Consider the following 26,425-nt stretch of genomic DNA (forward strand, 5'->3'; position numbering starts at 1 on the left):
GGCATGGCCCGGCGCTACCTGCCTCGGTGGGTGCGGGGCGTGCCCCGCACGCCCTCACTCCTCCGGCGACGGCGGATTCGACGCCAGCAGTTCCAGGTGCCGCTGTTCCATTTCCTGGCGCAGCTGGCGGCGGATCTGTGCGGCGGCCTGGCGGCGCTTCTCGTCGGAGGTGGCCGGTTGCAGTGGCGGTACCGGCGTCGGCCGGCCTTCCTCGTCCACCGCCACCATCGTGAAGAAGCAGCTGTTGGCGTGGCGCACGCTGCGCTTGAGGATGTCCTCGGCCACCACCTTGATGCCGATTTCCATCGACGAGGTACCGGTATGGTTCACCGAGGCCAGGAAGGTGACCAGCTCGCCCACCGCGATCGGCTGGCGGAACATCACCTGGTCGACCGACAGGGTGACCACGTAGCTGCCGGCGTAGCGGCTGGCACAGGCATAGGCGACCTGGTCGAGCAGCCGCAGGATCGCGCCACCGTGGACCTTGCCGGAGAAATTGGCCATCTCCGGCGACATCAGCACGGTCATGGACAGCTGGTGGGTTTTCAGTTCGGTCGACATGGGGCGATTGTATCGGCGTGGCGTAGCTCTTGTAGAGCCGAGCCCATGCTCGGCTGCTCTTGTCGCAGGAAAAAGAAAGCCGAGCATGGGCTCGGCTCTACAGAAAGCAGAAGGGCCGCGTGAGCGGCCCTTCGTGTTTCTTACTTCAGCTTCGCATCGGCGCGCAGGGCGGCGGCGCGATCGGTCTTCTCCCAGGAGAAGGCCGTGGCGTTGACGGTCTCGCCTTCGCCGTTGAGGTAGCTGAACTCCTTCGGCTTGCGGCCGAAGTGACCATAGGCCGCGGTCTGCTGGTACATCGGGTGCACCAGGTCCAGCATCTTGATGATGCCGTACGGGCGCAGGTCGAAGTGCTTGCGGATCAGCTTCTCGATCTTGTCGTCGCTGATCTTGCCGGTGCCGAAGGTGGTGACCGAGATCGAGGTCGGCTCAGCCACGCCGATGGCGTAGGAGACCTGCACTTCGCAACGGTCGGCCAGGCCGGCGGCAACCACGTTCTTGGCGACGTAGCGGGCCGCGTAGGCTGCCGAACGGTCGACCTTGGACGGGTCCTTGCCGGAGAAGGCGCCACCACCGTGACGGGCCCAGCCGCCGTAGGTGTCGACGATGATCTTGCGGCCGGTCAGGCCGCAGTCGCCCACCGGGCCACCGATCTCGAACTTGCCGGTCGGGTTGATGTGGAACTTGGTGCCCTTGTGCAGCCACTTCGCCGGCAGCACCGGCTTGATGATTTCTTCGCGGACGGCCTCGATGAGGTCCTTCTGCTTGATGCCCGGGGCATGCTGGGTCGACAGGACCACGGCGTCGATGGCCGAGACCACGCCGTTTTCATAGCGCAGGGTGACCTGGCTCTTGGCGTCCGGGCGCAGCCACGACAGCGGCGAGTTCTTCTTCTTGCGGATCTTGGCCTGCTGCTCGACCAGGCGGTGCGACAGGTGGATCGCGGCCGGCATGTAGCTGTCGGTCTCGTTGGTGGCATAGCCGAACATCAGGCCCTGGTCGCCAGCGCCCATTTCTTCCGGCTTCTTGCGATCCACGCCCTGGGCGATGTGCGGCGACTGCTTGCCGATCAGGTTCAGCACGCCGCAGGTGGCGCCGTCGAAGCCGACGTCGGAGCTGTCGTAGCCGATGTCCGTGATGACCTTGCGGGTCAGTGCTTCCAGGTCGATCCAGGCGCTGGTGGTGATTTCACCGGCCACGATGGCAACACCGGTCTTGACCATGGTCTCGCAGGCCACGCGGGCGCGCTGGTCCTGGGTCAGGATCGCGTCCAGCACCGCATCGGAGATCTGGTCGGCAACCTTGTCCGGATGGCCTTCGGAGACCGACTCGGAGGTGAAGAGATAGCTGGACATCAGGCGTAATATCCCTTGATTCGGATGGAAAGATGGGCGCGAATGATACACGGGGTGCGCCGCCTGTGCATTGTGAACCGGTACCGGTTGCCGGTGGTTAAGCCCGCGTAGGCCTGGCAAGGGCCGTCGTGACGGGATTGGGCCCGGCCTCGAGGCCCAGTGTTCCACCAGCGTGACGACGGATGGGGCTGTCCAACCCCGGACCGCGCAGGCCGCGACCCTGCCAGGCCGGCCGTCATCGTTCTGCCCCGAAACCGCCATCTGGCTGCCGCCTGCCGGGCGCAGGCTGTCGGCCAATCCGGCCGCCGGGCATGAGTGGATCCGCCATGCAGGAACTCGAACAGCGTCTCCAGCAACGCTTCCCCGATTGGTTCCACGGCCGCCGGGGCCAACTGGCACGGCCGTTGCTGCGCAGTGTCGGCCGCTGGTCGCGCCTGGACCAGATCGAAGCGTTCCTGCAGCGCAGTGCAGGATTGCGCGGATTCGGCTTCGTCGCCGCCGGCCTGGAATTCATCGATGGCCAGTACCAGGTGGATCCGGCCGCGCTGGCGAAGATTCCCGCCACCGGCCGCCTGCTGATCGTCGCCAACCACCCCTCGGGGGCGCTGGACGCCCTCGCACTGCTGGACGCGGTCGGCCGCATCCGTCGTGACGTGCGGATCGTGGCCAACGATCTGTTGGGGGCCATCGCGCCACTGCAGGACCTGTTGTTGCCGGTGCGCATCCTTGGCGGCAAGGCCCAGCGCGGCAGTCTGCACGCGGTGGAGGAGGCGCTGGCCGCCGAGCAGTGCGTGATTGTGTTCCCGGCGGGTGAGGTCTCGCGCCTGTCGCTGCGCGGCATCCGCGATGGCCGCTGGCAGCGCGGGTTCGTCCGCTTTGCCCGTGCCGCCGGTGCGCCGGTGCTGCCGGTGCGCGTGGAAGCACGCAATTCGGCACTGTTCTACGGCGCCTCGACCCTGTTCAAGCCGGCTGGCACGGCGCTGCTGGCGCGCGAGATGTTTACCCGCCGTGGCCGCCCGCTGCGCCTGAGCATCGGCGAGCCAATGCAGCTGGGCAAAGGCGGCGACCCGGGCGCACAGCTGCTGGCGGTACGCCGCGCGCTCTATGCGCTGGGCCGCAATGGCACAGCCGGTATTGCCGCTGCCTGCGCAGGTCCGGAGCCGCTGGCTGCCCCGGTGCCGCCCTCGCAGGTCGCCGCAGGGATTGCCGCAGCGACCCAGCTGGGCCAGACCGCCGATGGCAAGCAGATCCTGCTGGCCACCTGTACCGCTGATTCACCTCTGCTGCTGGAGCTGGGCCGCCTGCGCGAACTGACGTTCCGCCAGGTGGGCGAGGGCACCGGGCGCAGCCGCGACCTGGACGACTACGACCTGCGGTACGAGCACATCGTGATCTGGGACGCGGCCGCGCAGCGCATCGCCGGCGCTTACCGGATCATGCGCGGCGCCCATGCGCTGGCCCGGCACGGCCTGTCCGGGCTCTACAGTGCGTCGCTGTTCCGCTATTCCGACGATGCCATCACCCACATCGCCGAGGGCCTGGAACTGGGCCGCAGCTTCGTGGTGCCCGATTACTGGGGCAGCCGCAGCCTGGATTACCTGTGGCAGGGCATCGGCGCCTACCTGCAGTGCCGGCCGGGCATCCGCTACCTGTTCGGCGCCGTGTCGATCAGCGCGGCGCTGCCACGCGATGCGCGCGAGCAGCTGGTGGCGTACTACCAGCGCTATTACAGCGGTACTGCTGGCCTGGTCGAATCGAACCGCCCGTTCCAGTACTTCGCCGCGCCGCCCAGTTTCGGCGAGCTGGATGCAGGCGCCGCGTTCGATGTGCTCAAGGCCAACCTGGCCGCACTCGGCACCGGCGTGCCCACGCTGTACCGCCAGTACACCGATCTGTGTGAACCCGGTGGCGCGCGCTTCCTCGCCTTCGGCGTGGACCCGGACTTCAGCGATTCGATCGACGGCCTGATCGAAGTGGACCTGTGTGCGATCCGGCCGAACAAGCGCAAACGCTACCTGCGCGACGCGGGGACGCCGGCATGAGCGCGCTGGCGAACCTGTCGCCGCACCGGCGCGCAGTGTTCGTCTCCGATGTACATCTGGGTTCACGTCACTGCCATGCCACCGAGCTGGCACGGTTCCTCTCGCAGCTGCGCTGCGAACGGTTGTATCTGGTCGGCGACATCATCGACCTGTGGTGGATGGCGCACCGCCGGGCCAACTGGCGGCAGTCACACAGCGAAGTCATCCAGGCCCTGCACGCGTTGCGCCGTGCCGGGACCGAGATCGTCTACATCCCCGGCAACCACGATGCTTCGCTGCGCCAGGTCTGCGGGTTGATGCTGCCGGCGATGCAGGTGCGCCGCCGCGCCATCCACGTGACCGCCGATGGCCGCCGGCTGCTGGTCGCGCATGGGGACGAGTACGACGGCGTGACCCACTTCGGCGGCCTGCAGGAGAAATTCGGCGATTGGCTGTACTACCGCATCCTGACCGGCAACCAGGCGTTGAACGCGGTGCGGCGCCTGCTGGGGATGCGCTACTGGTCATTGTCTGAATTCCTGAAGAAGCGCAGCGGCGCCGCCGAACGCTACATCGAACGCTTCGTGCAGGCCGGGCTGGACGATGTCCGCCGTCGCGGACTGGATGGCATCATCTGTGGCCACATCCACCGCGCTGCATTGATTGAACGCGATGGCCTGGTCTACGCGAACGACGGCGACTGGGTGGAAAGCCTGACCGCGCTGGCCGAAGACCACGATGGCGCGCTGCGCCTGCTGGACCACAACGGCCAGACGCTGGTGGAGCTGCCGGGCGCGCGCCTGTCGCAGGCGGCGTAACCCGCGTCTGTCCCCTTGTAGAGCCGAGCCCATGCTCGGCTGCTCTTCATTGCGTGTAACGGCAGCCGAGCATGGGCTCGGCTCTACATGCACCGCCCGCAAGCCGCTAGCATCGGTCCATGGATTCCCTGACCCAGATCGTGCTCGGCGGCGCCGTCGCCGCTGCCATCGCTCCGCCCGGCCAGCGCCGCGCGGCCCTGTTGGCCGGTGCCGCGCTCGGCACCTTGCCGGACCTCGATGCCCTGTGGCTTGGCTTCACCGCCGCCGACCCCGTGGCGAACATGATCGAGCACCGCAGCTTCAGCCATTCGCTGCTGGTGCTGCCCTGGGTGGCAGCGCTGATCTGGTGGCTGTTCAAGCGCTTCGGCAACGGCCGCGTTGCGCAGTCACCGGTGCGCTGGTTCTGGGCGATCCAGCTGGCGCTGGTCACCCATCCGCTGTTGGATGCATTCACCGTTTACGGCACCCAGTTGTGGTGGCCGTTGCGGCCACACCCGACCATGGGCTCCAGCGTCTTCATCATCGATCCCGGCTACACGGTGTGGCTGCTGCTGGGCTGCGTGCTGGCCTGGTTTGGCCGCGCCCGCCCCTGGGCTGGCAAGGTGCTGGGTGTGGCGTTGCTGGCCAGCAGTGCCTACCTGGGCTGGGGCCTGATCGCCAAGGCCCAGGTCGACCGTGCTGCCCAGCAGAGCCTGGCGGCGATGGGCCTGGGCGATGCCCCGCGCTTCTCGGTGCCGATGCCGTTCAACACCCTGCTGTGGCGGGTGGTGGCGATGACGCCGAACGGCTACGTGGTGGGCGACCGCTCGCTGGTGGCCGACCATGGGCCGATGCAGTTCGAAGGCCACGCGTCCAACGTGCAGGTACTGCGCGAAGCAGGGGGCATCCCGGCGGTGCAGCAGCTGACCTGGTTCAACCGTGGCTTCATGCGTGCGCAGGTGATGGACGGCCGGCTGGTGCTGAGCGACCTGCGCATGGGCCTGGAGCCGGACTACACCTTCAACTTCGCCGTGGCCGAGCAGGTCGACGGGCAGTGGCGGCCAATCACGCCCGAGCAGCTGCGGGCGGATTACAGCAGTCCCGCCGCGCGCGCTGATGCCGGGCGCCGGCTGGCGGCGATGTGGCAGCGGATCTGGCATGCGCCCGTAGTCGGCGCTGTCGAGTAGTTCCACGCCATGCGTGGATGCGGGAGCATTGGTGCCGCGTCGGCTCAATACACCGTGGCGCGGCCCTGCACGAACGAATAGAAGAACACCGCATTCGGGTCGTTCTGCACCAGGCGGAACTCGCGACGCATGCCTTCCACGGTTTCCTCGTCCACCGAGCCGGCCTGCAGCAGTTGGTCGGCGGCCGACAGCAGCAGCTGCTCCCAGAACGCGATCATCGTCTTGCGCCGCGCCGGTTCGCGGTTGTCCAGGTGGATGGTCTTGATCTCGGTGTGCACGTCGCGGAAGCCGCCGGCCAGCAGCAGGTTGCCCAGCTTGGCGCCAACGAACGGGTCGCCCCCGTGGTCGTACTGGAAATCGTTGAACGCCATCCAGTAACGCCAGATGTGCGGCGAATACGGGTCGAGCAGGAACGAGGCATTCATCACCTCGGTGATGTAGACCGGCGAACCCGGTGCCAGCACCCGGCGCACCTCGCTCAGCACGCGCGCCGGTGACGGCACATGCTCCAGTACCCAGCACAGGAACGCCGAGTCGAAGCTGCGTGCCTCGAACGGGAGCTCGCCGGCGTCAGCCTGCTGCAGGGTGTAGCGATCGCTGCACCACGGCGTGCGCGCCAGGTTCTCGCGCGCGGTGGCCAGCTGGGTCTCGCTCAGGTCCACACCGGTCACGTGCAGCTCGGGGAAGCGGCGCAGCAGGATCTCGGTCTGCGCACCCACGCCGCTGCCGACTTCCAGCAGGCGCCGCGCGCCGCTGTAGTCGATCTGGCCGAAGATGCTCGATTCCAGCAGGCGCGCCTGGGTCATCAGGCGCTGCTGCTCGGTGCCGGAGAACCCGTGCAGGTAGGTCGGGGAGGAGATCGGCGGGGTCATGGGGCGGGCTCTTGTAGCGTCGAGCAGGCTCGACTGTCCGGAAACGCAGGATTGGCGGCTCAGGCCGCCGAAGACAACGCCGGTTCCCCGGCGATCAGGCGGTCGAAGTACTCGGTCGTCAGCGCGACCTGGCTCTGCGGGTCTTCGGCGCGGTTGACCACGGCGCGGAAGGCCGCATTCTCCGGCCGGTCCTTGGCATACCAGCCCAGGTGCTTGCGCGCGATGCGCACGCCCTGCGGCTCGCCATAGAACGCATGCAGTGCGTGCAGGTGGCCGAGCAGGATGTCGCGCACTTCCGCCAACGACGGTGGTGGCAGTTCCTCGCCGGTGGCCAGAAAGTGCGCCACTTCGCGGAAGATCCACGGCCGGCCCTGTGCCGAGCGGCCGATCATCACCGCGTCCACGCCGGTCTGCTGCAGCACGTATGCCGCCTTCTGCGGCGAATCGATATCGCCGTTGGCGATCACCGGAATGCGCAGCGCGGCCTTGATCTCGCCGATCGTGGCGTACTCGGCCTGGCCGGTGTAATGCTGGTCGCGGGTGCGGCCATGCACCGCCAGCGCGGCGATGCCGCTGTCCTCGGCGATGCGTGCGATCAACGGGCCGTTGCGGTGGTCGCAGTCCCAACCGGTGCGGATCTTCAGCGTGACCGGCACGTCCACCGCGTTGACCACGGCCTCGAGGATGCGCGCCACCAGCTGCTCGTCGCGCATCAGTGCCGAACCGGCCCAGGCGTTGCACACCTTCTTGGCCGGGCAGCCCATGTTGATGTCGATGATCTGCGCGCCGTGGTCGACGTTGTAGCGTGCGGCCTCGGCCAGCTGCTGCGGCTCGGTGCCGGCGATCTGCACGCTGATCGGGGCCGGCTCGCCGTCATGGTCCATGCGGTGGATCGACTTGCGCGTGTTCCAGAAACGCGGGTCACTGATGGTCATTTCCGAGGCGGCCAGCCCCGCGCCCAGCCGTTTGCACAGCAGGCGGAAGGGCTTGTCGGTGACGCCGGCCATGGGCGCCAGCACGACGTTGGGGGCAATGGTGTACGGGCCGATCTGCATGCGCCCATTGTAGGGCGCGGGCGGCGGTACGGCCGTGTCGGACGCGGTCCGGTTCAGGCCGATCGGCACCGACCTCATGCCGTACCGGCATCAGCAGATGCTTGACGGTTGCTTCCGCCGCCCCCAAGGGCGGGCGATGGTAGGCGGCTACCCCAGGCTCTGCCAGGCCTGGCGGGTACCCAGCGCGAAGGCCAGCCCCAGGCTGAGGCACACCAGTGAACTGACCACCCAGAAGCGCCGGCCGTTGTCGCCGGGCCGGAGCAGGGCCAGCCCGAAGCCCATCGCCGCGCGCAGCAGCAACAGCAGGGCGATGCCCGACAGGACCAGACGGCTGGCCGGCAGCGGCGAATGCCAGCCCGCTGCGGCCAGTGCGTACAGGGTCCAGGCCACCAGCACGGCCGTAATGCCGGCGGTCATCAGCGGCGGCCACCAATGCCCGGCCTGTGCCAGCCGGACCATGCGCTGGCCAGCACCGAAGTACCTGTACCACGCGGCGCCGAAGGCAATACAGCCGATATGCAGCAGGGCCGCAATGGCACTACCGGCGGCGGCAACCAGCAACCAAGGGAATCCGTCCATGTCCTGCCCACGCTGAAACGCTGCGCGGATGGTGGGTGAGGGGCGGGATGCGGGCAATGCGACCGGCGGTCGCAGGGGCTGGGCAATGGGCGAAAGAAAGGCCCAGGTGCCTGTGCACCCGGGCCTTGTCATCCACGCATGGCGTGGAATTACTTTGCTTCGGCGTCGGCCGGGGTGAAACGCGGCATTGCCGCAGCGGCACCTTCCTTCTCGGTCGAACGACCGGCGAACTGGTTGGCAAAGCGCACGTGACGGGCGAACGGGGCGTCGGCCACCTGTGCCAGCGATGCGGCCAGCGCACCGTTGAAGGCGTCGCCGGCGCCGGTGGTGTCGATCGCCTGCACCTGTTCGGCACCCACGCGGTAGTACGGCTGGGTATCGCCGCGCAGGTTCTCGTCGGCATGCGACACGAACACGCCCACCGAACCCAGGGTCACCACCACCGTGCCGTTGCCGACCAGCTTGCGGCACAGCGCGTGCAGGCTGGCGCCATCCAGCGCGGCGACGTCGTTGGCGTCCACGCGCTCACCGACATGACGGCCGAGCAGGGCGGCGAACTCGGTCTCGTTCGGGGTGATCACATCGGCCAGCTTGAGCAGGCCGATGGTGGAGGGGGCATCGGCCGGTGCGGTGTTGAGCACCGTGGTGACGCCGGCCTCGCGGGCCGTGGCCAGTGCCGCTTCGATGGTCTGCACCGGCGATTCCAGCTGCACCAGCACCACCTTGGCGCCGGTCAGCAGCGCCTGCTGCTGTTGCAGGAAGTCGGTGCTCAGCGCGGCGTTGGCACCCGGGCCGATCACGATGGTGTTGCGGCCGCGCGCGTCCACATAGATGCCGGCGGTGCCGGTCGGTTCGCTGCTGGCTTCGGCGATCAGACCGAAGCCGTCCTGCGCGGCCAGCTCACGGGCGGTGGCGCCACCGGCGTCGTCGCCCAGCGCGCACACGAAGTGGGTGTCGGCACCGGCGCGGCAGGCCGCCACAGCCTGGTTGAAGCCCTTGCCACCGGGGCCGGTGCTGTAACGGCCGGCAATGGTCGCACCCGGTGCCGGCAGCGACTCGCACCGCCACACGTGATCGACATTGAAGGAACCGACGACAACGACACTGCTGCTCATAGGGAATCTTTTCTCAACCAAGGGTTCAACTGAAGTGCGTCAGCACGCCGGCGATGGTCGCCGTCATGAAGGTGGCAATGGTACCGCCCAGCACGGCGCGCAGGCCGAACTTGGCCAGGTCGTGGCGACGTTCCGGGGCCAGCCCGCCGATGCCGCCGATCTGGATCGCGATCGAGCTGAAGTTGGCGAAGCCGCACAGCGCGTAGGTAGCGATCAGGCGACCTTCCTCGGACAGGCTCACGCCGGCGATCTGGCCGTTCACGATCTGCGACAGCTCGGTGTAGGCCACGAACTCGTTGATCACGACCTTCTGGCCGATCAGCGAACCGACGGTGGTGGCATCGGCCCACGGGGTGCCGATCACCCAGGCGATCGGGGCCAGTACGTAACCGAAGATGGTCGACAGGTTGGTCGGCTTGCCGATGGCAGCGGCCAGGCCGGTCACATCGCCAATCCAGGTAAGCGGTGCGTTCAACAGCGCGATCAGAGCGATGAAGGCCAGCAGCATCGCACCGATGTTCAGCGCCAGCTTCAGGCCGTCACCGGCGCCGGCAGCGGCCGCGTCGATGATGTTGCTGGAGGTCTTTTCGACTTCCATCTTCACCGTGCCGCGGGTCAGCGGGGTGCCGGTTTCCGGGATCAGCAGCTTGGCCACGACCAGGGTGGCCGGGGCCGCCATGATGCTGGCCGCCAGCAGGTGCTTGGCATAGAAGGCCTGCTGCGCCGGATCACCGCCGCCGAGCATGCCCACGTAGGCCGCCAGCACGCCACCGGCGATGTGTGCCATGCCGCCGATCATCATGGTCAGCAGCTCGGACTGGGTCATCCTGGCGATGTACGGGCGCACGGTCAGCGGCGCCTCGGTCTGGCCGATGAAGACGCTGGCGCAGACGCTGGTGGTTTCCGCGCCGGACACGCGCATCACCTTGGTGATCGACCACGCCATCACGCGCACAATCGCCTGCATGACGTTGAGGTGGTACATCACCCCCATCAGTGCAGAGAAGAAGATGATGGTCGGCAACACCTGGAAGGCAAAGATGAAGCCGTAATTCTTGGTGTCCATCAACGAGCCGAAGATGAAGCCCGAGCCCTCGTTGACGTAGCTGAGGATCTTGACGAAGCCCTTGCCCAGCGCGTCGAACACGTCGCGCCCGCCCGGCACCAGGATCACCAGCGCCGCAAAGGCGATCTGCAGGGTGATACCGGTGGCAACCAGCTTCCAGTCAACCGCGCGCTTGTTATTGGAAAACAACCAGGTGATGCCGATCAGCACCGCCAACCCGAACAGGCCGAAGCCGATCCTGCCCAAACCTTCGACCATGTGAGTGACTCCCCTGGGGCGTCGCGAAAAACGGGAAGCCTAGTGCAGGGCAGGGGCCGGGGCAAGAAAAAGCAGCGTGTGCGCGGCCATCGGTGCCGATCAGGCCAGCAACGGCAAGGGCTTGCGGCTGGCGGCGGCAGGTAGAATGGGGTTTGATCCCGGCCCGGATGCGGGCCCGCAGCAGGAGATTCGCATGCAATACCGTCGCCTGGGCTCCACCGGCCTGCCGATTTCCGCCTTGTCCTTCGGCGCCTGGGTGACCTTCGGCGATCAGGTTCCGCGCGATGAGGCCCGCAACCTGGTGGCCGCCGCCTGGGATCATGGCGTCAATTTCTTCGACAACGCCGAGGGCTATGCCAACGGCCGTGCCGAACAGGTCATGGGGGACGTGATCACCGACCTGCGCCTGCCGCGCGACGGCTTCTGCGTGTCCAGCAAGGTGTTCTTCGGCAGCGCCAAGGACCCGCGACCGACCCAGCGCGGACTGTCGCGCAAGCACGTGACCGACGCCTGCCACGCTGCACTCAAGCGCCTGCGGGTGGACTACCTGGACCTTTATTACTGCCACCGCCCGGATCCGGACGCGCCGATCGCCGAGACCGTGCACGCCATGGATACCCTGGTACGGCAGGGCAAGATCCTTTACTGGGGCACCTCGGAGTGGTCGGCGGCGCAGATCCAGCAGGCGCTGGACATCGCCGAGGCGCGCAACCTGCAGGGCCCGTCGATGGAGCAGCCGCAGTACAACCTGCTGCACCGCGAGCGGGTCGAGGTCGAGTACGCGCCGCTGTATGCCGGTGCCGGCCTGGGCACCACCATCTTCTCGCCGCTGGCCTCGGGCCTGCTCACCGGCAAGTACGACCAGGGCATCCCGGCCGATGCAAGGCTGGGGCGCGAAGGCATGGAGTGGTTGCAGGACCTGGTGCTGGGGGCCGACGCCGGGGCCCGCCTGGGTCAGGTGCGCCGTTTCAGCGAAGTCGCGCGCGCGCTGGGCCAGGCCCCGGCCACGCTGGCGATTGCCTGGTGCCTGCGCAACCCGAATGTCTCCAGCGTGATCCTCGGCGCCAGCCGGGTCAGCCAGCTGCTGCAGAACCTGCAGGCACTGGACGTGCTGGAGCAGGTCGACGCCGCCGGCTGGGCCCAGGTCGAAGCCGTCTTCGCCTGACAGCCCTTTGCGGAGTCGAGCCATGCTCGACTCCGCGCGCAGCGCGGGCGTTTCCTGGCGACGGCGCCAAGAGCAGTCGAGCGTGGCTCGACTCTACAAAGGTGTCGCACTCAATCTTTTGATTGATGGTGTTTATCGAATTTCCGAATTCGATCATTAATCTCATCAATGAAATTGAGAATGGTTGTTGATTGTCAACTGAGAATCATTATCATTTAACTCGTCCCTCGCACGAGTCCAGATGCTCATGAATGCTCAACCTGTACTGCTGCGCCCCGAAACGCTGACGCTCCGCGATCGACCGGTCCGCGTCGTTCCGCCGGAAGAGGTCATCGACAGCGAAGCCCTGCTCAAGGGCCGTCGTGAAATCCTGATCCAGCACGGCGACCGCTTCTATCGCCTGCGGCACACCAGCAACGACAAGCTGATCCTGACCAAGTAATCGCGGCCTGGTCGCCCGCCTCCCTCCCTCCTGCCGGCAGCGCCGACAGGGTGGGCGACCCGTCCGCTCCTGCTCTCTCCCCCTCGGTCTACCGCGTGCACCTTCCGGGTGTGCCGGTAACCGGGGGTTCCCCTGCCTGACCAAACGAACCCGATGACCCGCCATACCGCCCTTTGCCTTGCTGTCTGGATGGCGCTGCCGCTGTCCGCCCACGCTGCTGCCACTGCCGCACCCGATGCGCGCGAATTCGATCGGGTGCAGGTCACCGCCACCCGCACCGAGCGGGCCGTGAGCGACGTGGCGGCCACCGTGGACGTCATCGACCGTGAGCAGATGGACCGGCACCTGGTGCAGGACATCAAGGATCTGGTGCGCTACGAACCGGGCCTGTCGGTCACCCGCAGCGCGACCCGCTTCGGCCTGGATGGTCTCCGCATCCGTGGCCTGGACGGCAACCGCGTGCGCATCCAGACCGACGGCATCGTCATGCCGACCCGGTTCGACATCGGTTCGTTCGCCAGTTCCAACCGCAACTTCACCGACCTTGATACGCTCAAGCGCGTCGAGATCGTGCGTGGCCCGGCCAGCTCGCTGTACGGCTCCGATGCACTCGGCGGCGTGGTCGCGTTCGTGACCAAGGACCCGGCCGACTACCTCAAGGACGGCAAGAACAGCTACTTCGGCCTGAAGTTCGGCTACGACGGTGAGTGGACGGGCCTGCTTGGCGGTGCCACGGCGGCCTTTGGTGGTGACCATTGGAGCGGCCTGGTCAACGTCAACCACCACCAGGGTCAGGAAAACGACAACAAGGGCACGGTGCGCAGCGACAACGATACCCGCACGGCGTCCAATCCGCAGGATCGCGATGGCCGCAGCCTGCTCAGCAAGCTGGTCTACGCACCGAGCGAGGACCAGCGCTTCCGCCTGACCGTGGAAGGCAACGAAGACACCACCGATACCAATGTCCTGTCGGCGATTGCCAGTGTTGCGCCGCGTCCCGGCGCGATGGCTGCCGCAACTGGCATGAAGTCCCACGACACCCAGAAGCGCAACCGCGTGTCCTTCGCCCACGAAATGGATGCGCTGGACCAGCCGTTCGCCGACAGCCTGCACTGGCAGGTGTACGCGCAGAACAGCGAAACCCGGCAGCAGACCGACGAAACGCGCACCGACGGCACCCGCCGCCACCGCGTGTTCTCCTTCGACCAGCATGCCTATGGCCTGCAGGCGCAGTTCAACAAGGCGTTCACCACCGGCAGCGTCGAGCACGCAGTGACCTACGGTTTCGAAGGCACCCGTACCGAGATCCGCCAGAAGCGCGACGGCTACCAGGTCAGCAAGGCGGGCGTGGTCAGCAACACGGTGTTGCCGGACACCTTCCCGGTGCGTGACTTCCCGATCAGCAAGACCACCGAGCTGGGCCTGTATGCACAGGATGAGATGCGCTTTGCCGATGGCAGGCTGTCGCTGGTGCCGGGCGTGCGCGTGGACCGCTACGAGCTGAAGCCGGAAGTGGACAGCATCTTCGCCGAAGACAACCCGACCACGGCCGTGGCGCAGCTGAAGAAGACCAGCGTGTCGCCGAAGCTGGGCATGGTCTGGCGCTTTACCGACCAGTGGTCGTTGTTCGCCGGTTATGCGCGTGGCTTCCGATCGCCGCCGTACAACGACGTCAACATCGGCCTGACCAATGTCGCCTTCCGCTATACCGCCATCGCCAATCCGGACCTGAAGCCCGAAACCAGCGACGGCTACGAACTGGGCCTGCGCTTCATCGCGCCGGCGGCGTACGTCAGCGTCAGCGGCTACTACAACGACTACAAGGATTTCATCCAGTCCAACGTCGATACCGGCCGCAACGCACAGGGTTTGACCGTGTTCCAGTCGCAGAACATCGCCGAAGCACGCATCTATGGCGCGGAAATGAAGGCCGGCATCGAGTTCGGCGAGCTCAGCCCGGCGCTGAAGGGCTGGGCGCTGCGCAGTGCGTTGGCATGGTCGCGTGGTGACAACCGGACCGATGACGAGCCGCTGGCCTCGGTCGATCCGCTTCGCGGCACGCTGGGCCTGATGTACGACACCGATACCTGGGGCGTCGAACTGGCCGGCACCTTCGTACAGCGCAAGAAGCGCCTGCCGCCGCCTGCCGCGCAGACCAATCCGAACGCACCGGCACCCTTCGTCTACCAGCCGGCCGGCTACGGCGTGCTGGACCTGATGGCGCACTGGAACTTCGCACCGGGTGCCACCTTCAATGTCGGCGTGTTCAACCTGGCCGACAAGCGCTACATCGAATGGTCGTCGATCACCCCGAGCCTGATCACCAATCGCGCACTGAGCGATCGTTTCAGCAGCCCGGGCCGCACCTTCTCCGCCAGCCTTGCCGTTTCCTGGTGACCTCATGAGCCGAGCACTGTCCGCACGCAGGAATGACTCCAGCGCCGCGCCGCACAGCGGGGCCTGGCCGACCCCGGCACAGCTGGCCACGCTCGGCACCGTGTTGTGCCTGTACCACGCTGACGGCAACGAGCTGGGTGGCTGGCGCCAGGCCGTACGCGTGCACGCCTGCCAGGGCGTGGACAGCGAGGGCCTGCGCGAAAGCCTGTGCTTCCTCGATGGCCGCGGCCGCTGCGTGTGGCGTTTGTACCTGCTGCCGGACAGCGATTTCCTGGCCTGGGACCGCTTGGTCGCGGCGCTGCCGCCCGGACCGGAACACGACAGCGAGGCGAGCGTTGGCGAACGCCTGTGGCGGCGCCTGGCCGGCCATCTCGGCGGCCAGCGCTGGCGCCTGTGCGCGCTGCGCCTGCACGCCGCCGACGATGGCCGCACCCTGGCGGCCAGCCTGTCGACCCTGTCCTCGCTGGGCGCGGCCACCGCGCGCCGCATCGCACGCCTGGAAGGTGCCGAAGGCGAGCTGGCGATCGACGACTGCTGCTGTGCCGACGCCGCCCGGCGCCCGGCGCCGCGGATCCCCGGCGACCTGCCGCTGATCCGCCTGTGACCCTCTCCTGATGGAACGCCCGTTGGCCACGGATGGCCGCTCAATGAATCTGCAACCCCGAAGGAAGACCCCGATGAAGCTCCAGACAGCCAGCGCCATGCTGCTGCTCGCCGCCAGCGGCGTGGCCAGCGCGCAGCCCTCCGATATCGCCCGCGACCACGACAGCATCCTTGCCATGCAGGGTGAGTACACCGTGGACTTCGCGTTCGACGAGACCGTGCTGCTGAAGCCGGGCTACGAGCGTGCACCGGCGATGCGCAGCGGTGGCAGCGAAGTGGTCATCGTGGTCGAGGACACGCCGAAGCGCATCGTGCTGCAGCACCTGCTGCTGGATGAGAAGAGCGGCCACATCACCAAGCACTGGCGCCAGGACTGGGTGTATGAGGCACCGAACCGTTTCGAGTTCAGTGCCGACCAGACCTGGAAGGTGCGCAGCATTCCGGCGGCGGTGAACCAGGGCGCGTGGACCCAGTGCGTGTACGAAGTGAGCGACGCACCGCGCTACTGCGGCACCGGCACCTGGACCTACACCAACAACGTGCCGAGCTGGACCAGCGACCTGAGCTGGCGCCCGCTGCCGCGCCGTGAGTACACCAAGCGCAGCGACTACAACGCGCTGGCCGTGATCAACCGCCACACGCTGACCCCGAACGGCTGGACCCACGAACAGTTCAACACCAAGGTGCAGCGCAACGCCGACGGCAGCCAGGTGGAGATCGCACGCGAGTTCGGCTTCAACGACTACGTGAAGACCACCGAGATCGACTTCACCCCGGCGCGTGACTACTGGAAGGCGACTGCCGGTTACTGGGCCAAGGTGCGCCAGCGCTGGGACGGTTTCCTGGCCCAGGCCCCGGGCGTGCACCTGAAGACCAGGATCGACGGCATGGCGATGATCATTCCGCTGTTCACCCAGGCCGAAGAAATCCAGTCCGGCAAGAAGGTGAAGGACACGCAGATCGACGACGTGTTCGCCAAGTACGTGGAAAAAGCCCAGTAGATCCACGCCATGCGTGGATGTGCTTGTTCCTTGAACACTGGCAACGCCGTCATGTGTTCTTGGTAAGTGCCGAGCTTGCTCGGCACGCGCCCCGGTCCGGCGCCGCCTCAGGCCTCGCGCAGGGCCAGTGCCGGTGGCGTATGCAGGATCGCCCGCGTACCCCACCAGCCGGCCAGCAGGCTCAACCCGATACCGGCCACGCCGCCGATCAGCAGGCCCGGCCACGGCGGCAGCAACTGCAGCTCGAACACCTTCTGCGAGACCGCCACACCGATGGCGGCCGCCGCCCCCACTGCCAGCAACGCGGCCAGGGTGCCCAGCGCGCCGAATTCCACCAGCACCGCGCCGCGCAGCTGCCGCCGGGTCGCGCCCAGCGTGCGCAGCACCGCGCTGTCGTAGCGACGCTCGCCCGCCGTGGCCTGCAGCGCGGCCAGCAGCACCAGTACGCCGGCCAGCAGGCTGAACACCATCACCAGCTGCACCGCCTGTGCCACCCGTTCCATCACATCGCGCACCTGCGAGATCACCGCATCCACGTCCAGCAGCGACAGGTTGGGCTGCGCGCGTACCAGCTCGCCCAGTCCGGCTGCCTTGCCGGGCGGCAGATGGAACGCCGACAGCAGGTTGTGCGGGGTGTCGCCCACCGCATTCGGGTTCAGCAGCACGAAGAAGTTCGGCCGGAAGGTGTTCCAGTCCGCCTTGCGCACGCTGGTGACGGTGAACTCGCGCTCCTGTTCGCCCACGGCAATGGCGATGCGGTCGCCCGGATGCACGCCGTAGCGCTTGGCCCAGCCGATTTCCACCGATGCTTGCGGCGCCGTGCTGTCGGCCTTCCAGAACGTGCCGTTCAGCAGCGTGTTGGCCGGCGGGAAGCTGCTGCGCCAGCTGAAGTTCAACGGCCGGTTTTCATCATCGTCGTCCCGCTGTGCTTCGCCTGACGCTGGCTGCCCGCTCTGTTCCGGCGAGCGGTCCACGCGCAGCGGCGGCTTGCCGTTGATCGCGATCAGACGGCCGGTGGCCATCGGTTCGATGCTGGCGTCGTTGGCGCCCAGCCCGCGCAGCGCTGCCAGCACGCTGTCGCGTTGCTCGGGCTGGATGTTGATCAGGAAGTAGTTCGGTGTATCCGCAGGCAACCGCTCGCGCCACTGCTGCAGCAGGCCGGGACCGGTCACTGCCAGCAACAGCAGCGCGCACAGCGACAGTGACAAGCCCACCAGCTGCATCACCGCCAGCATCCGGCGCCGGGTCAGCGCCGCCAGGCCCAACCGCCAGTGGCCGTGCAGGCGATGCTGCAGGCCGCGCATCAACTGCAGCAGCACGAAACCGACCACGCCGGCCGCCACCGCCAGCCCGCCCAGACCCCCCAGCACCCACAAGGCCAGCTTGAGGTCGCCGGTGACCTGCACCGCCAGCACCAGGCTGGCCCCCAGCGCGGCCACATAGGCCAGCAGCGAGGCCGGTGGCAGCGTGGCGAAGGAACGGTTGAGTACGCGCATTGGCGGCACCCCGCGCAGGCGCAGCAGCGGTGGCAGGCCGAAGCCGAACAGCAGCAACAGGCCGATGCCGGCACCGGTCAGCGCCGGCATTGCCTCCGGCAGTGGCAGGCGCTGCGGCACCAGGCTGCCCAGCACCTGTACCAGCCCTTCCTGGGCGGCTATGCCCAGGCCGATGCCGAGCGCACAGGCTGGCACCGCCAGCATCAGCAGCTGCAGTGCCAGGCCGAGCAGGATGTCGCGCTGGCGCGCACCGAGGCAGCGCAGGATCGCCACCTGGTCGATGCGGCGCAGGGCGAAGCGGTTGGCCGCCAATGCGGTGGCCACGCCCGCCAGCAGCACCGCCAGCAGCGCGCTCAGGCCGAGGAAGCGGCCGGCCAGGTCGAAGGCCTGGCGCACGCCGCGCTGGGTGTCATCCACGCTCAGCAGGCGCAGGCCCTTCACCTGTGGCAGCAGCCACTCGCGCAGGGACGCGATCTGCCCCGCCGGTCCCGCAAACATCAGCCGGTAGTTGATGCGGCTGCCGGGGCCGAGCAGGCCGGTGCCTTCCACATCAGCACGGTTGACCAGCAGGGTGGGGGATAGGGTCAACAGGTCGCCACCGGCATCCGGCTCGGCCTCGATGATGCCGGCAATACGCAGCGTGCCGGCGCCGAATTCGAGGTCATCGCCGGTCTTCAGCCCCAGCCCCTGCAGCAGGCGCGGGTCGGCATAGGCCTGGCCCTTGGGGGGCATGCCGGCCTCGGCGATCAGCGCGCCACCGGGCGTGCTGCGCACCCGCAGCGTGCCGCGCAGTGGATAGCCCGCCTGCACCGCCTTGATGCTGGCCATCTGGCTGGCATCACCGTTGAACAGCACGCTGCCGAAGCTGGCGATGCGGGTGAAGGCCAGTCCACGCCGCTGCGCCTCGTCGGCGAACGCCTGCGGCGGGTCATCGCGCCCGGCAATGCCGAGGTCACCGCCGAGCATTTCCGCTGCGCTGCCGGTCAGTGCTAGGTTGACCCGGTTCACCAGCGTGCCGACTGCGGTCATCACTGCCACGCCCAGCACCAGTGCGGCGAACACGGTCAGCAGGTCGCCGGCCAGCGCCTCGCGGCGCAGCGCGCGCCACGCGTGCCGCAGCAGGTTCATGCCTGCGCCCCACGCTCGACCGGCAGCAGGCGGCCGTTGTCGATGCGGTGGATGTACTGGCAACGCTGGGCCAGGCGCAGGTCGTGGGTGACCAGCACCAGCGTGGTGCCGCTGCTCGCGTTGAGTTCGAACAGCAGGTCGCTGATGTGCTGGCCGGTGGCGTGGTCCAGCGAGCCGGTCGGTTCGTCGGCGAACAGGATGCGTGGGCGGGTGACGAAGGCGCGCGCCAGTGCCACGCGCTGCTGCTCGCCGCCGGACAGCTGGCGCGGGTAGTGGCGAGCGCGATGGGCCAGGCCGACCTGGGCCAGCACTTCATCGACCCGTACGCGGTCCTCGCGCCCGGCCAGCTCCAGTGGCAGCGCCACGTTCTCGGCGGCGGTCAGCGCCGGCAGCAGGTGGAAGCTCTGGAAGACGAAACCGACCTCGCGTGCGCGCAGCTGGGCACGTGCTTCCTCATCCAGTGCCGCCAGATCCTGCCCGGCGAGGCCTATGCGGCCGCGGCTGGGCAGGTCCAGCCCGGCCAGCAGGCCGAGCAGGGTGGTCTTGCCGGAACCGGAGGCGCCGACGATGGCCGCGCTGGTGCCTTCATGGACGGTCAGGGTGATGTTGTCCAGTATGTGGACTTCACCCTCCGGGCCCTGCACGGATTTGCCGACCTGGTCGACGGCGATGGCAACGGACGCGCTGCGGGGGGACAGGCTGTCGATGAGGAGACTCCAATGCGCAAGACGGGATGGAGCCGGCGAGCCGGCGTGATGATGGTGCTGCTGCTAGGGTTCCTGCTGCTGCCCGGGCTGGCCTGTGCCAAAGGTCCGGCCGGCACCGTGCTGGTCCTGGGCGACAGCCTCAGTGCAGCCCACAATATCCCCGTCGACGCCGGCTGGGTCAGCCTGCTGCAGCAGCGGGTCAGGCAGCAGTCGAAAACCCCGGCACGCATCGTCAACGCCAGCATGAGCGGGGAAACCACCGCCGGCGCGCTGACCCGCCTGCCGGGCCTGCTGGCGAAGGAAAAACCGACCGTGGTGGTGATTGCCCTCGGCGGCAATGACGCGCTGCGCGGACTGACCCCGGCGCAGGTGCAGGGCAACTTGGAAAAGATGGTGCAGGCCAGCCAGAAGGGCGGTGCCAAGGTGCTGCTGCTGGGCATCGACGTGCCGCCCAACTACGGCCCGGCCTACCGCCAGCGCCTGGCGGCCGCCTACAAGGCGCTGGCCACGCAGTACAAGGTGCCGCTGCTGCCGTTCCTGCTGGAGGGCGTGGCCCTGCAGCCGGGCATGATGCAGGCCGATGGCCTGCACCCGACCGCACAGGCGCAGCCGAAGGTGCTGGACAACGTCTGGCCGCTGCTGCGCCCTCTGCTCTGAACGATTTACTTCCCTCTTGACGGAACTTCACATCGCGTCCACCGTCGATCCGGCATGTTTCACAAAGCTGAAGTTAGAGGGAATCACATGCGTCAGACGAAGGAGACCTCCGGCTTGGTGCTGGTGGTCGAAGACAACCGCAACATCTCCGAGATGATCGGGGAATACCTGGAAGGTCGCGGCTTTGAAGTCGACTATGCACAGGACGGCCTGGATGGCTACCGCCTTGCGGCGGAAAACAGCTATGACGTCGTGGTGCTCGACTTGATGTTGCCGCGCCTGGATGGCATCGAAGTGTGCCGTCGCCTGCGCAACGATGCGCGCAAGTCCACCCCGGTGCTGATGCTCACGGCACGCGACACGCTGGACGACAAGCTCACCGGCCTCGGTTTCGGCGCCGATGACTACCTGACCAAGCCGTTCGCGATCCAGGAGCTGGAAGCCCGCCTGCGCGCGCTGATCCGCCGCGAACGTCGCCAGGTGGGGTCGGAAGTGCTCAAGGTCGCCGACCTGGTGCTCGATCCGGTCAGCATGCGTGCCACCCGTGCCGGTACCGAGCTGCAGCTGTCGCCGATCGGCCTGCGCCTGCTGACCATCCTGATGCGCGAATCGCCGCGCGTGGTCACCCGCCAGGAGATCGAACGCGAGATCTGGGGCAACGGCCTGCCGGATTCGGACACCCTGCGCAGCCATCTGTACAACCTGCGCAAGATCATCGACAAGCCGTTCGACCGTCCGCTGCTGCATACCGTGCAGAGTGCCGGCTACCGCATTGCCGACATCGCCCAGCCGATGGCCTGAGCAGGCCCGCGCCGGTGCAGCCGCAGGCCGGGCCGGGCTGCGGCCCGGCACAAGGGCAGGGGATGATCGTCCGGCAGTGCCGCCGGTCATCGCCCGTGCATCCCAACGGCGCGGTGCGCTGCCTATAATCGCAGCGCTCTGACCGGGACTCCGCAATGCCGCACGGCCTGCCGCGCAAGATCCGTATCGCTTTCATCCTGCAGGCAGTGCTGGCCAGCCTGGGCATCCTGCTCGGTGCGTGGCTGGTTTCGCTGGTGATCAAGCACAGCCTGGTCGGCGCCGCCCTGCGCGAAGAGGCGGCGTACTTCTGGACGCTGCACGAGGCCTCGCCGGTGCAGCCCCCGCCCAACACCCAGAACATCCGTGGCTACCTGCTGGAAAGCGGGCAGTCGGCCCTGTCGCTGCCGGCCAACCTGCGCAATCTGGAACCCGGCTTCCACGAACTGCCCAAGGACGACCAGCTGGTGCTGGTCGATGTGCGCCCGGCCGGCCGCCTGTACCTGGTGTTCCTGCGTTCGCGCGCGGAGATGCTGGCGTTCTGGTTCGGCATCGTGCCGGTGCTGCTGACCCTGCTGGCGGTGTATGGCGCCAGCTGGGTGACCTATCGGGCCTCCAAGCGCCTGGTGTCGCCGGTGAACTGGCTGGCGCGGCGCGTCTCACGCTGGGACCCGGGCCACCCGGAGGCAGCCGACCTGGAACCGAACAAGCTGCCGGCGGACATGCAGGGCGAGACCCGGCAGCTGGCGGCCGCACTGCATTCGCTGGCCAACCGGGTCAGCGCGCATGTGGCGCGCGAGCGCAATTTCACCCGCGACGCCAGCCATGAACTGCGCACACCGTTGACCGTCATCCGCGTCGCCAGCGACATGGCACTGGGCGATGACAGCCTGGAGCCGCGCCTGCGCCGCAGCCTGCAGCGCATCCAGCGTGCAGGCCGTGACATGGAGGCGGTGATCGATGCCTTCCTGATCCTGGCACGCGAGGCCGACGTCGAGCCCCAGGTCGAGCTGTTCGACGTCAACGACATCGTCCGCTATGAAGTGGACAACGCCAACGAACTGCTGGGTACGCGCCCGGTGTCGGTGCACCTGCACAGCGATGGCCCGGTGCAGCTGCATGCGCCGCCGCGGGTGCTGCAGGTGGTGGTCAGCAACCTGGTGCGCAACGCCTGCAGCTACACCGACGAAGGGCGCATCGACGTGCATGTGCACAACGACCGGGTAGTGGTGCGCGATACCGGCATCGGCATGTCGGCCGACGCGCTGTCGCGGGCCTTCGAGCCGTTCTACCGTGCCGAGCCGAGCCGTCCGCAGGGCACCGGCCTGGGCCTGTCGATCGTGCGCCGGCTGTGCGACCGCTTCGGCTGGAAGGTCAGCCTGGCCAGCGAGCCAGGCCAGGGCACCGAGGCCACGGTGGTGTTCCGCTGACGCGGCACCTGCTGCCTCGGTAGATGCCGACCTTGGTCGGCGCTTTCAACAGGAGTCACGCCGGTGCCCGATGCCAACCAAGGTTGGCATCGACCGGAAGGCGTGCGCGTGGCGCCTCTGCGGCGTCCGCAGTCCCTAGTTGCAGTTGACCTTCGGCGCCAGCGCCCTGGTCCAGATCGCATAGCCGGCCGGGGTCATGTGCAGCATGTCCTCGCGGAACAGCGACGCATCCGGCTGGCCATCGGTGCCGAGCATGGGTGTGTAGACGTCGGTGAAACCGGTATTGGGCAGCTTGGCCAGGGCGGCCTTGATCAGCGCGTTGGCCTCGTTGATCGCCGGCAGCAGATGCGCACGCGACGGGCTCGGCTTGATCGACAGGTACTCGACCCTGGTCTTCGGCAGGTCGCGATGCACGCGCTGCACGAAGGCAACCACATCGTCACGCACCTGCACGGCGCTGCGGCCGCTGTTGAGGTCGTTGTCACCGGCGTAGAAGAACACCTTGCACGGCGCATACGGCACCACGATGCGGTCGGCATACCAGGTGCTGTCGCGCACTTCCGAACCGCCGAAGCCGCGGTTGAACACCGGCTGGCCGGGGAAGTCGGCTGCCAGGCCTTCCCACATGCGGATCGAGGAGCTGCCGATGAACTCGATGCCGCCCCGTGGCGGCGGGTTGGCCTGGTCGGCGCTGGCGAAGCGGGCCATGTCGCCGGCCCAGGCCACGTTGGAGACCTGCTCGGGCACGCGCGGCGGCTTGGCCGGGCTCAGCGCCTGGGCCAGGGGGGCGACGGTCAGCAGGCCCAGCATCAGCAGGCAGGTACGGCGACGGGACATCAGGCGCTCCAGCAGGGAAGGGGAAAGCCATCATAGAAGCTGGGGCGGGCCGGGGCTTGCCCTAGGCAGTCCATTCACCGGGCCGGTGCCGGGATGCGGCTGGCGGCCTTGTGGCAAAATGGCGGCCATCTGCCTATCCCTGTGCACCCATGATTCCCTGCCGTGCGTCTGAGCGGTCGCTGCGCCGCGCCCCTGTTGCTGGATGTTCCACCCGTGGCTGATCAGTTCGGCCATCTGCCCCGCGGCCCGCGCCGCATCGTCCAGGCCGCCCGCTGGTCCTGGCAGGGTCTGCGCGCCGCCTGGCTGCACGAGTCCTCGTTCCGGCTGGAGGTCTACCTGCTGATCCTGCTGACCCCGGTCGCGATCTGGCTGGGCCAGACCCCGGTCGAGCGCGCGCTGCTGATCGGCTCGATGCTGCTGGTGCTGGCGATGGAACTGGCCAACTCGGCCATCGAAGCGGTGATCGAACGTTACGGCAGCGAGATCCATGAACTGGCCGGCCGCGCCAAGGACATGGGCTCGGCGGCGGTCTTCGTGCTGATGATGAACGTGCTTCTGTGCTGGGCGCTGGTCGTGGTCCCGCATGCAATGGCCGGCAATTACGGCTGATCCCCATTCCCCCACTGCCCTGAAGAGTTTCCATGTCCTTTGAGTTCCTCGCCGACCCCAATGCCTGGGTGACCCTGTTCACCCTGAGCGCACTGGAAATCGTGCTCGGCATCGACAACCTGGTGTTCATTTCCATCGCCGTCAGCAAGCTGCCCGAAGAGCGCCGCCCGTTCGCGCGCAAGCTCGGCATCGCGGTGGCCTGCATCACCCGTATTGGCCTGCTGGTGTCGCTGGCGTATCTGGCACATATGGCGGCCAACCTGTTCACGGTGGCCGGCATGGGCATCTCCATCCGTGACCTGGTGCTGATCGTCGGCGGCCTGTTCCTGATCATCAAGGGCTGCATGGAGATCAAGGAACTGATCAGCGGTGGCGAGGACGAAGACCCCAGCACCACCAAGGCCTCGGCCGTGTTCGGCTACGTGATTGCGCAGATCGCGGTCATCGACATCGTGTTCTCGCTGGACTCGGTGATCACCGCCGTCGGCATCGCCGACCACATCCCGGTGATGGTCGCCGCGATCCTGCTGTCGGTGGCGGTGATGCTGCTGGCCGCCAACCCGCTGGGCCGCTTCATCGATGCCAACCCGACCGTGAAGATGCTGGCGCTGGCCTTCATCCTGCTGATCGGCGCGGTGCTGATCCTGGATGGCCTGGATGTGCACATTCCCAAGCCCTACATCTACGCTGCCATGGGCTTCTCGGTGCTGGTGGAGTGGCTGAACCTGCTGATGCGCCGCCGCGCCCGCGAACACAATGTGCCGGGCGCCGGCAACTGGTAAGCGCGCTGCTGGCGTGTGAGTCCCTCAGAACCCCCGGCCTGGCCGGGGGTTCTGCGTTGTGGGGCCCGGTTCCACACCGGCGCTGCGGCTTTTGCATCTGCAGCGGGGTTGCTGCCGCCACTTGTGAACCAGGATCAACAGTGTTTTCCCGGGGCGAGGCTTAATCCGGAACAGCAGAGCGCGCAGGCTACGCACTCCCGATTCCCGCCCCCAGGAAAACCTCCCATGAATTCCAGAGCCGCCTTGCTGGCGCTTGCCGTCGGCGCCTTCGCCATCGGAACCACCGAGTTTGCGCCGATGGGCCTGTTGCCAGTCATCGCCGACGGGGTGGGCGTGGGCATTCCCACCGCCGGCATGCTGATCACCGCCTACGCCGTGGGCGTGATGCTGGGGGCCCCGGTAATGACCCTGCTGATGGGACGGTTCGGCAAGCGCACCGCGCTGATGCTGCTGATGTCGATCTTCGTGGCTGGCAACCTGCTCTCGGCACTGGCCCCGAACTACGGCCTGCTGCTGCTGTCGCGTCTGGTCACCAGTCTCAATCACGGTGCCTTCTTCGGCATCGGTGCGGTGGTCGCCGCCAGCCTGGTGCCGAAGGACAAGCAGGCTGCTGCCGTGGCCACCATGTTCATGGGCCTGACCATCGCCAACATCGGTGGCGTGCCGCTGGCCACCTGGGTGGGCCAGCAGCTGGGCTGGCGCCTGTCCTTCGCCGGGACTGCGGTGCTGGGCCTGGTCGCGATCACTGCGCTGGGCTTCGCGCTGCCGGCGTCTGCGCCGGGTCCTCGCCCGGACGTGCGCCGCGAACTGAAGGCGATCCTGCAGCCGCAGGTGTTGCTGGCGATGGGCACCACGGTGCTCGGCGCGGGCGCGATGTTCACCCTCTACACCTACGTGGCGCCGGTGCTGACCGAGTTGACCGGCGCCTCCAATACCTTCATCGCGATGTCGCTGGCCCTGATCGGCATCGGCTTCACCTTCGGCAACGGCATCGGCGGGCGCATGGCTGACTGGTCGCTGGATGGCGCCACGCGCATCCTGCTGGCGGTCCTGGCCGTGCTGATGTTCGTGCTGCCGTTGGCCTTCATGCACCACGCTACTGCGGCGCTGGGCGTGCTGCTGTTCGGCGCGGCAACCTTTGCGATCGTGCCGCCGCTGCAGATCCGGGTGATGCAGGCGGCCAGCGAGGCGCCGGGTCTGGCATCGTCGATCAACGTGGGTGCGTTCAACCTGGGCAATGCCGTGGGTGCCGCGCTGGGCGGTGCGGTGATCAGTTCGGGGCTGGGTTACGCGGCGATCCCGGTGGCCGGTGGCCTGCTGGCGGCCACGGGGTTGCTGCTGGCATGGCTGGGGCGTCCCCGCACTGCGGTGGCTGAGGCCTGCTGAGGGGTGTTGGATTCCGGCAGGGCTGCGCCCTGCACCCGCAGAGGCAACGTCAAAAGCTGGGCTACTGAGGGATGGCGGGGCGGGTCCGGTGGCGGGGGACGCCGTAAACCCGTCCCTGGGGGCT

At 67.6% G+C, this 26,425-nt stretch carries 25 protein-coding genes; 15 read left to right on the forward strand and 10 right to left on the reverse strand.

Annotated elements, in window-relative coordinates; translation table 11 throughout:
- Positions 1-54: 54 nt before the first annotated feature.
- On the reverse strand, positions 55-561 hold the full coding sequence (locus ARC63_RS20290) for an acyl-CoA thioesterase (RefSeq protein WP_010481883.1): 507 nt from the start codon (positions 559-561) through the stop codon (positions 55-57).
- A 140-nt stretch (positions 562-701) separates the two neighbouring features.
- Entirely contained in the window at positions 702-1,913 is a 1,212-nt protein-coding gene (gene metK / locus ARC63_RS20295; RefSeq protein WP_010481882.1) for a methionine adenosyltransferase, read from the reverse strand.
- A gap of 326 nt (positions 1,914-2,239) precedes the next feature.
- Here metK and olsF point away from each other — a divergent pair, with 326 nt between their 5' ends.
- The 3 genes from olsF (at position 2,240) to ARC63_RS20310 (ending at position 5,918) form a co-directional block, all read left to right on the forward strand.
- The gene (gene olsF / locus ARC63_RS20300) at positions 2,240-3,955 is read left to right on the forward strand and encodes a bifunctional ornithine lipid synthase OlsF (RefSeq protein ID WP_057504242.1); all 1,716 of its coding nucleotides are present in this window, start codon (positions 2,240-2,242) and stop codon (positions 3,953-3,955) included.
- Positions 3,952-4,752 (forward strand): UDP-2,3-diacylglucosamine diphosphatase, encoded by an 801-nt coding sequence (locus tag ARC63_RS20305; protein ID WP_019338088.1) that lies wholly within the window; start codon positions 3,952-3,954, stop codon positions 4,750-4,752. The genes olsF and ARC63_RS20305 overlap by 4 nt, the downstream gene beginning before the upstream one ends.
- A gap of 119 nt (positions 4,753-4,871) precedes the next feature.
- Positions 4,872-5,918: a metal-dependent hydrolase gene (locus ARC63_RS20310; protein WP_057504243.1), complete on the forward strand. Its 1,047-nt coding sequence runs from the start codon at positions 4,872-4,874 to the stop codon at positions 5,916-5,918.
- 44 nt (positions 5,919-5,962) lie between these two features.
- On the opposite strand, the gene ARC63_RS20315 is transcribed toward ARC63_RS20310, so the two are convergent.
- From ARC63_RS20315 to ARC63_RS20335, 5 genes are all read right to left on the reverse strand, one after another.
- Positions 5,963-6,790: a class I SAM-dependent methyltransferase gene (locus ARC63_RS20315; RefSeq protein ID WP_005415318.1), complete on the reverse strand. Its 828-nt coding sequence runs from the start codon at positions 6,788-6,790 to the stop codon at positions 5,963-5,965.
- A gap of 59 nt (positions 6,791-6,849) precedes the next feature.
- Complete coding sequence (gene dusB, locus ARC63_RS20320; RefSeq protein ID WP_010481877.1) at positions 6,850-7,845, reverse strand: tRNA dihydrouridine synthase DusB; 996 nt, start codon at positions 7,843-7,845, stop codon at positions 6,850-6,852.
- Positions 7,846-7,992: 147 nt separating this feature from the next.
- A complete protein-coding gene (locus ARC63_RS20325; RefSeq protein WP_057504244.1) occupies positions 7,993-8,424 on the reverse strand; it encodes a hypothetical protein in 432 nt (143 codons plus the stop codon).
- A gap of 149 nt (positions 8,425-8,573) precedes the next feature.
- A complete protein-coding gene (locus tag ARC63_RS20330) occupies positions 8,574-9,539 on the reverse strand; it encodes a ribokinase (RefSeq protein WP_010481872.1) in 966 nt (321 codons plus the stop codon).
- A gap of 25 nt (positions 9,540-9,564) precedes the next feature.
- Positions 9,565-10,863: a NupC/NupG family nucleoside CNT transporter gene (locus ARC63_RS20335; protein ID WP_049453452.1), complete on the reverse strand. Its 1,299-nt coding sequence runs from the start codon at positions 10,861-10,863 to the stop codon at positions 9,565-9,567.
- 193 nt (positions 10,864-11,056) lie between these two features.
- On the opposite strand from ARC63_RS20335, the gene ARC63_RS20340 reads away from it, so the two are divergent.
- The 6 genes from ARC63_RS20340 to ARC63_RS20360 all read left to right on the forward strand — a co-directional run bounded on the left by ARC63_RS20340 (position 11,057) and on the right by ARC63_RS20360 (position 16,471).
- The gene (locus tag ARC63_RS20340) at positions 11,057-12,028 is read left to right on the forward strand and encodes an aldo/keto reductase (protein WP_010481868.1); all 972 of its coding nucleotides are present in this window, start codon (positions 11,057-11,059) and stop codon (positions 12,026-12,028) included.
- 22 nt (positions 12,029-12,050) lie between these two features.
- A complete protein-coding gene (locus ARC63_RS23455) occupies positions 12,051-12,188 on the forward strand; it encodes a hypothetical protein (RefSeq protein ID WP_158003736.1) in 138 nt (45 codons plus the stop codon).
- An 87-nt stretch (positions 12,189-12,275) separates the two neighbouring features.
- Positions 12,276-12,470: a hemin uptake protein HemP gene (gene hemP / locus ARC63_RS20345; protein WP_005412278.1), complete on the forward strand. Its 195-nt coding sequence runs from the start codon at positions 12,276-12,278 to the stop codon at positions 12,468-12,470.
- A gap of 153 nt (positions 12,471-12,623) precedes the next feature.
- A complete protein-coding gene (locus ARC63_RS20350; protein ID WP_425513188.1) occupies positions 12,624-14,867 on the forward strand; it encodes a TonB-dependent hemoglobin/transferrin/lactoferrin family receptor in 2,244 nt (747 codons plus the stop codon).
- A 4-nt stretch (positions 14,868-14,871) separates the two neighbouring features.
- Complete coding sequence (locus ARC63_RS20355; RefSeq protein WP_057504246.1) at positions 14,872-15,471, forward strand: ChuX/HutX family heme-like substrate-binding protein; 600 nt, start codon at positions 14,872-14,874, stop codon at positions 15,469-15,471.
- A gap of 73 nt (positions 15,472-15,544) precedes the next feature.
- Positions 15,545-16,471, forward strand: a complete 927-nt coding sequence (locus ARC63_RS20360; protein WP_057504247.1) for a DUF6607 family protein — start codon at positions 15,545-15,547, stop codon at positions 16,469-16,471.
- A 107-nt stretch (positions 16,472-16,578) separates the two neighbouring features.
- On the opposite strand, the gene ARC63_RS20365 is transcribed toward ARC63_RS20360, so the two are convergent.
- The gene (locus tag ARC63_RS20365) at positions 16,579-19,095 is read right to left on the reverse strand and encodes an ABC transporter permease (RefSeq protein WP_057504248.1); all 2,517 of its coding nucleotides are present in this window, start codon (positions 19,093-19,095) and stop codon (positions 16,579-16,581) included.
- Positions 19,092-19,739, reverse strand: a complete 648-nt coding sequence (locus ARC63_RS20370) for an ABC transporter ATP-binding protein (RefSeq protein ID WP_010481858.1) — start codon at positions 19,737-19,739, stop codon at positions 19,092-19,094. The genes ARC63_RS20365 and ARC63_RS20370 overlap by 4 nt, the downstream gene beginning before the upstream one ends.
- 75 nt (positions 19,740-19,814) lie before the next feature.
- Between ARC63_RS20370 and ARC63_RS20375 the strand changes: the two genes are divergently transcribed.
- The 3 genes from ARC63_RS20375 to ARC63_RS20385 all read left to right on the forward strand — a co-directional run bounded on the left by ARC63_RS20375 (position 19,815) and on the right by ARC63_RS20385 (position 22,687).
- Positions 19,815-20,459, forward strand: coding sequence for an arylesterase (locus ARC63_RS20375; protein ID WP_057504249.1), 645 nt, complete (start codon positions 19,815-19,817; stop codon positions 20,457-20,459).
- Positions 20,460-20,546: 87 nt separating this feature from the next.
- Positions 20,547-21,260 carry a response regulator transcription factor gene (locus tag ARC63_RS20380; RefSeq protein WP_002811889.1) on the forward strand — a complete coding sequence of 238 codons (714 nt, stop codon included), beginning with the start codon at positions 20,547-20,549 and terminating at the stop codon, positions 21,258-21,260.
- 155 nt (positions 21,261-21,415) lie between these two features.
- Positions 21,416-22,687 carry a sensor histidine kinase gene (locus ARC63_RS20385; protein ID WP_049399778.1) on the forward strand — a complete coding sequence of 424 codons (1,272 nt, stop codon included), beginning with the start codon at positions 21,416-21,418 and terminating at the stop codon, positions 22,685-22,687.
- A 135-nt stretch (positions 22,688-22,822) separates the two neighbouring features.
- Here ARC63_RS20385 and ARC63_RS20390 read toward each other — a convergent pair whose 3' ends face one another.
- Entirely contained in the window at positions 22,823-23,524 is a 702-nt protein-coding gene (locus ARC63_RS20390; RefSeq protein ID WP_057504250.1) for an SGNH/GDSL hydrolase family protein, read from the reverse strand.
- A 213-nt stretch (positions 23,525-23,737) separates the two neighbouring features.
- On the opposite strand from ARC63_RS20390, the gene ARC63_RS20395 reads away from it, so the two are divergent.
- The 3 genes from ARC63_RS20395 to ARC63_RS20405 all read left to right on the forward strand — a co-directional run bounded on the left by ARC63_RS20395 (position 23,738) and on the right by ARC63_RS20405 (position 26,301).
- Positions 23,738-24,133, forward strand: a complete 396-nt coding sequence (locus ARC63_RS20395) for a diacylglycerol kinase (RefSeq protein ID WP_010481854.1) — start codon at positions 23,738-23,740, stop codon at positions 24,131-24,133.
- 32 nt (positions 24,134-24,165) lie between these two features.
- Positions 24,166-24,915: a TerC family protein gene (locus tag ARC63_RS20400; RefSeq protein WP_057504251.1), complete on the forward strand. Its 750-nt coding sequence runs from the start codon at positions 24,166-24,168 to the stop codon at positions 24,913-24,915.
- 225 nt (positions 24,916-25,140) lie between these two features.
- Positions 25,141-26,301 (forward strand): MFS transporter, encoded by a 1,161-nt coding sequence (locus tag ARC63_RS20405; protein WP_049409907.1) that lies wholly within the window; start codon positions 25,141-25,143, stop codon positions 26,299-26,301.
- The last annotated feature ends 124 nt before the right edge of the window (positions 26,302-26,425 follow it).

Origin of the sequence: Stenotrophomonas geniculata ATCC 19374 = JCM 13324, from assembly GCF_001431625.1 — a bacterium.
Classification (GTDB): Bacteria; Pseudomonadota; Gammaproteobacteria; order Xanthomonadales; family Xanthomonadaceae; genus Stenotrophomonas; species Stenotrophomonas geniculata.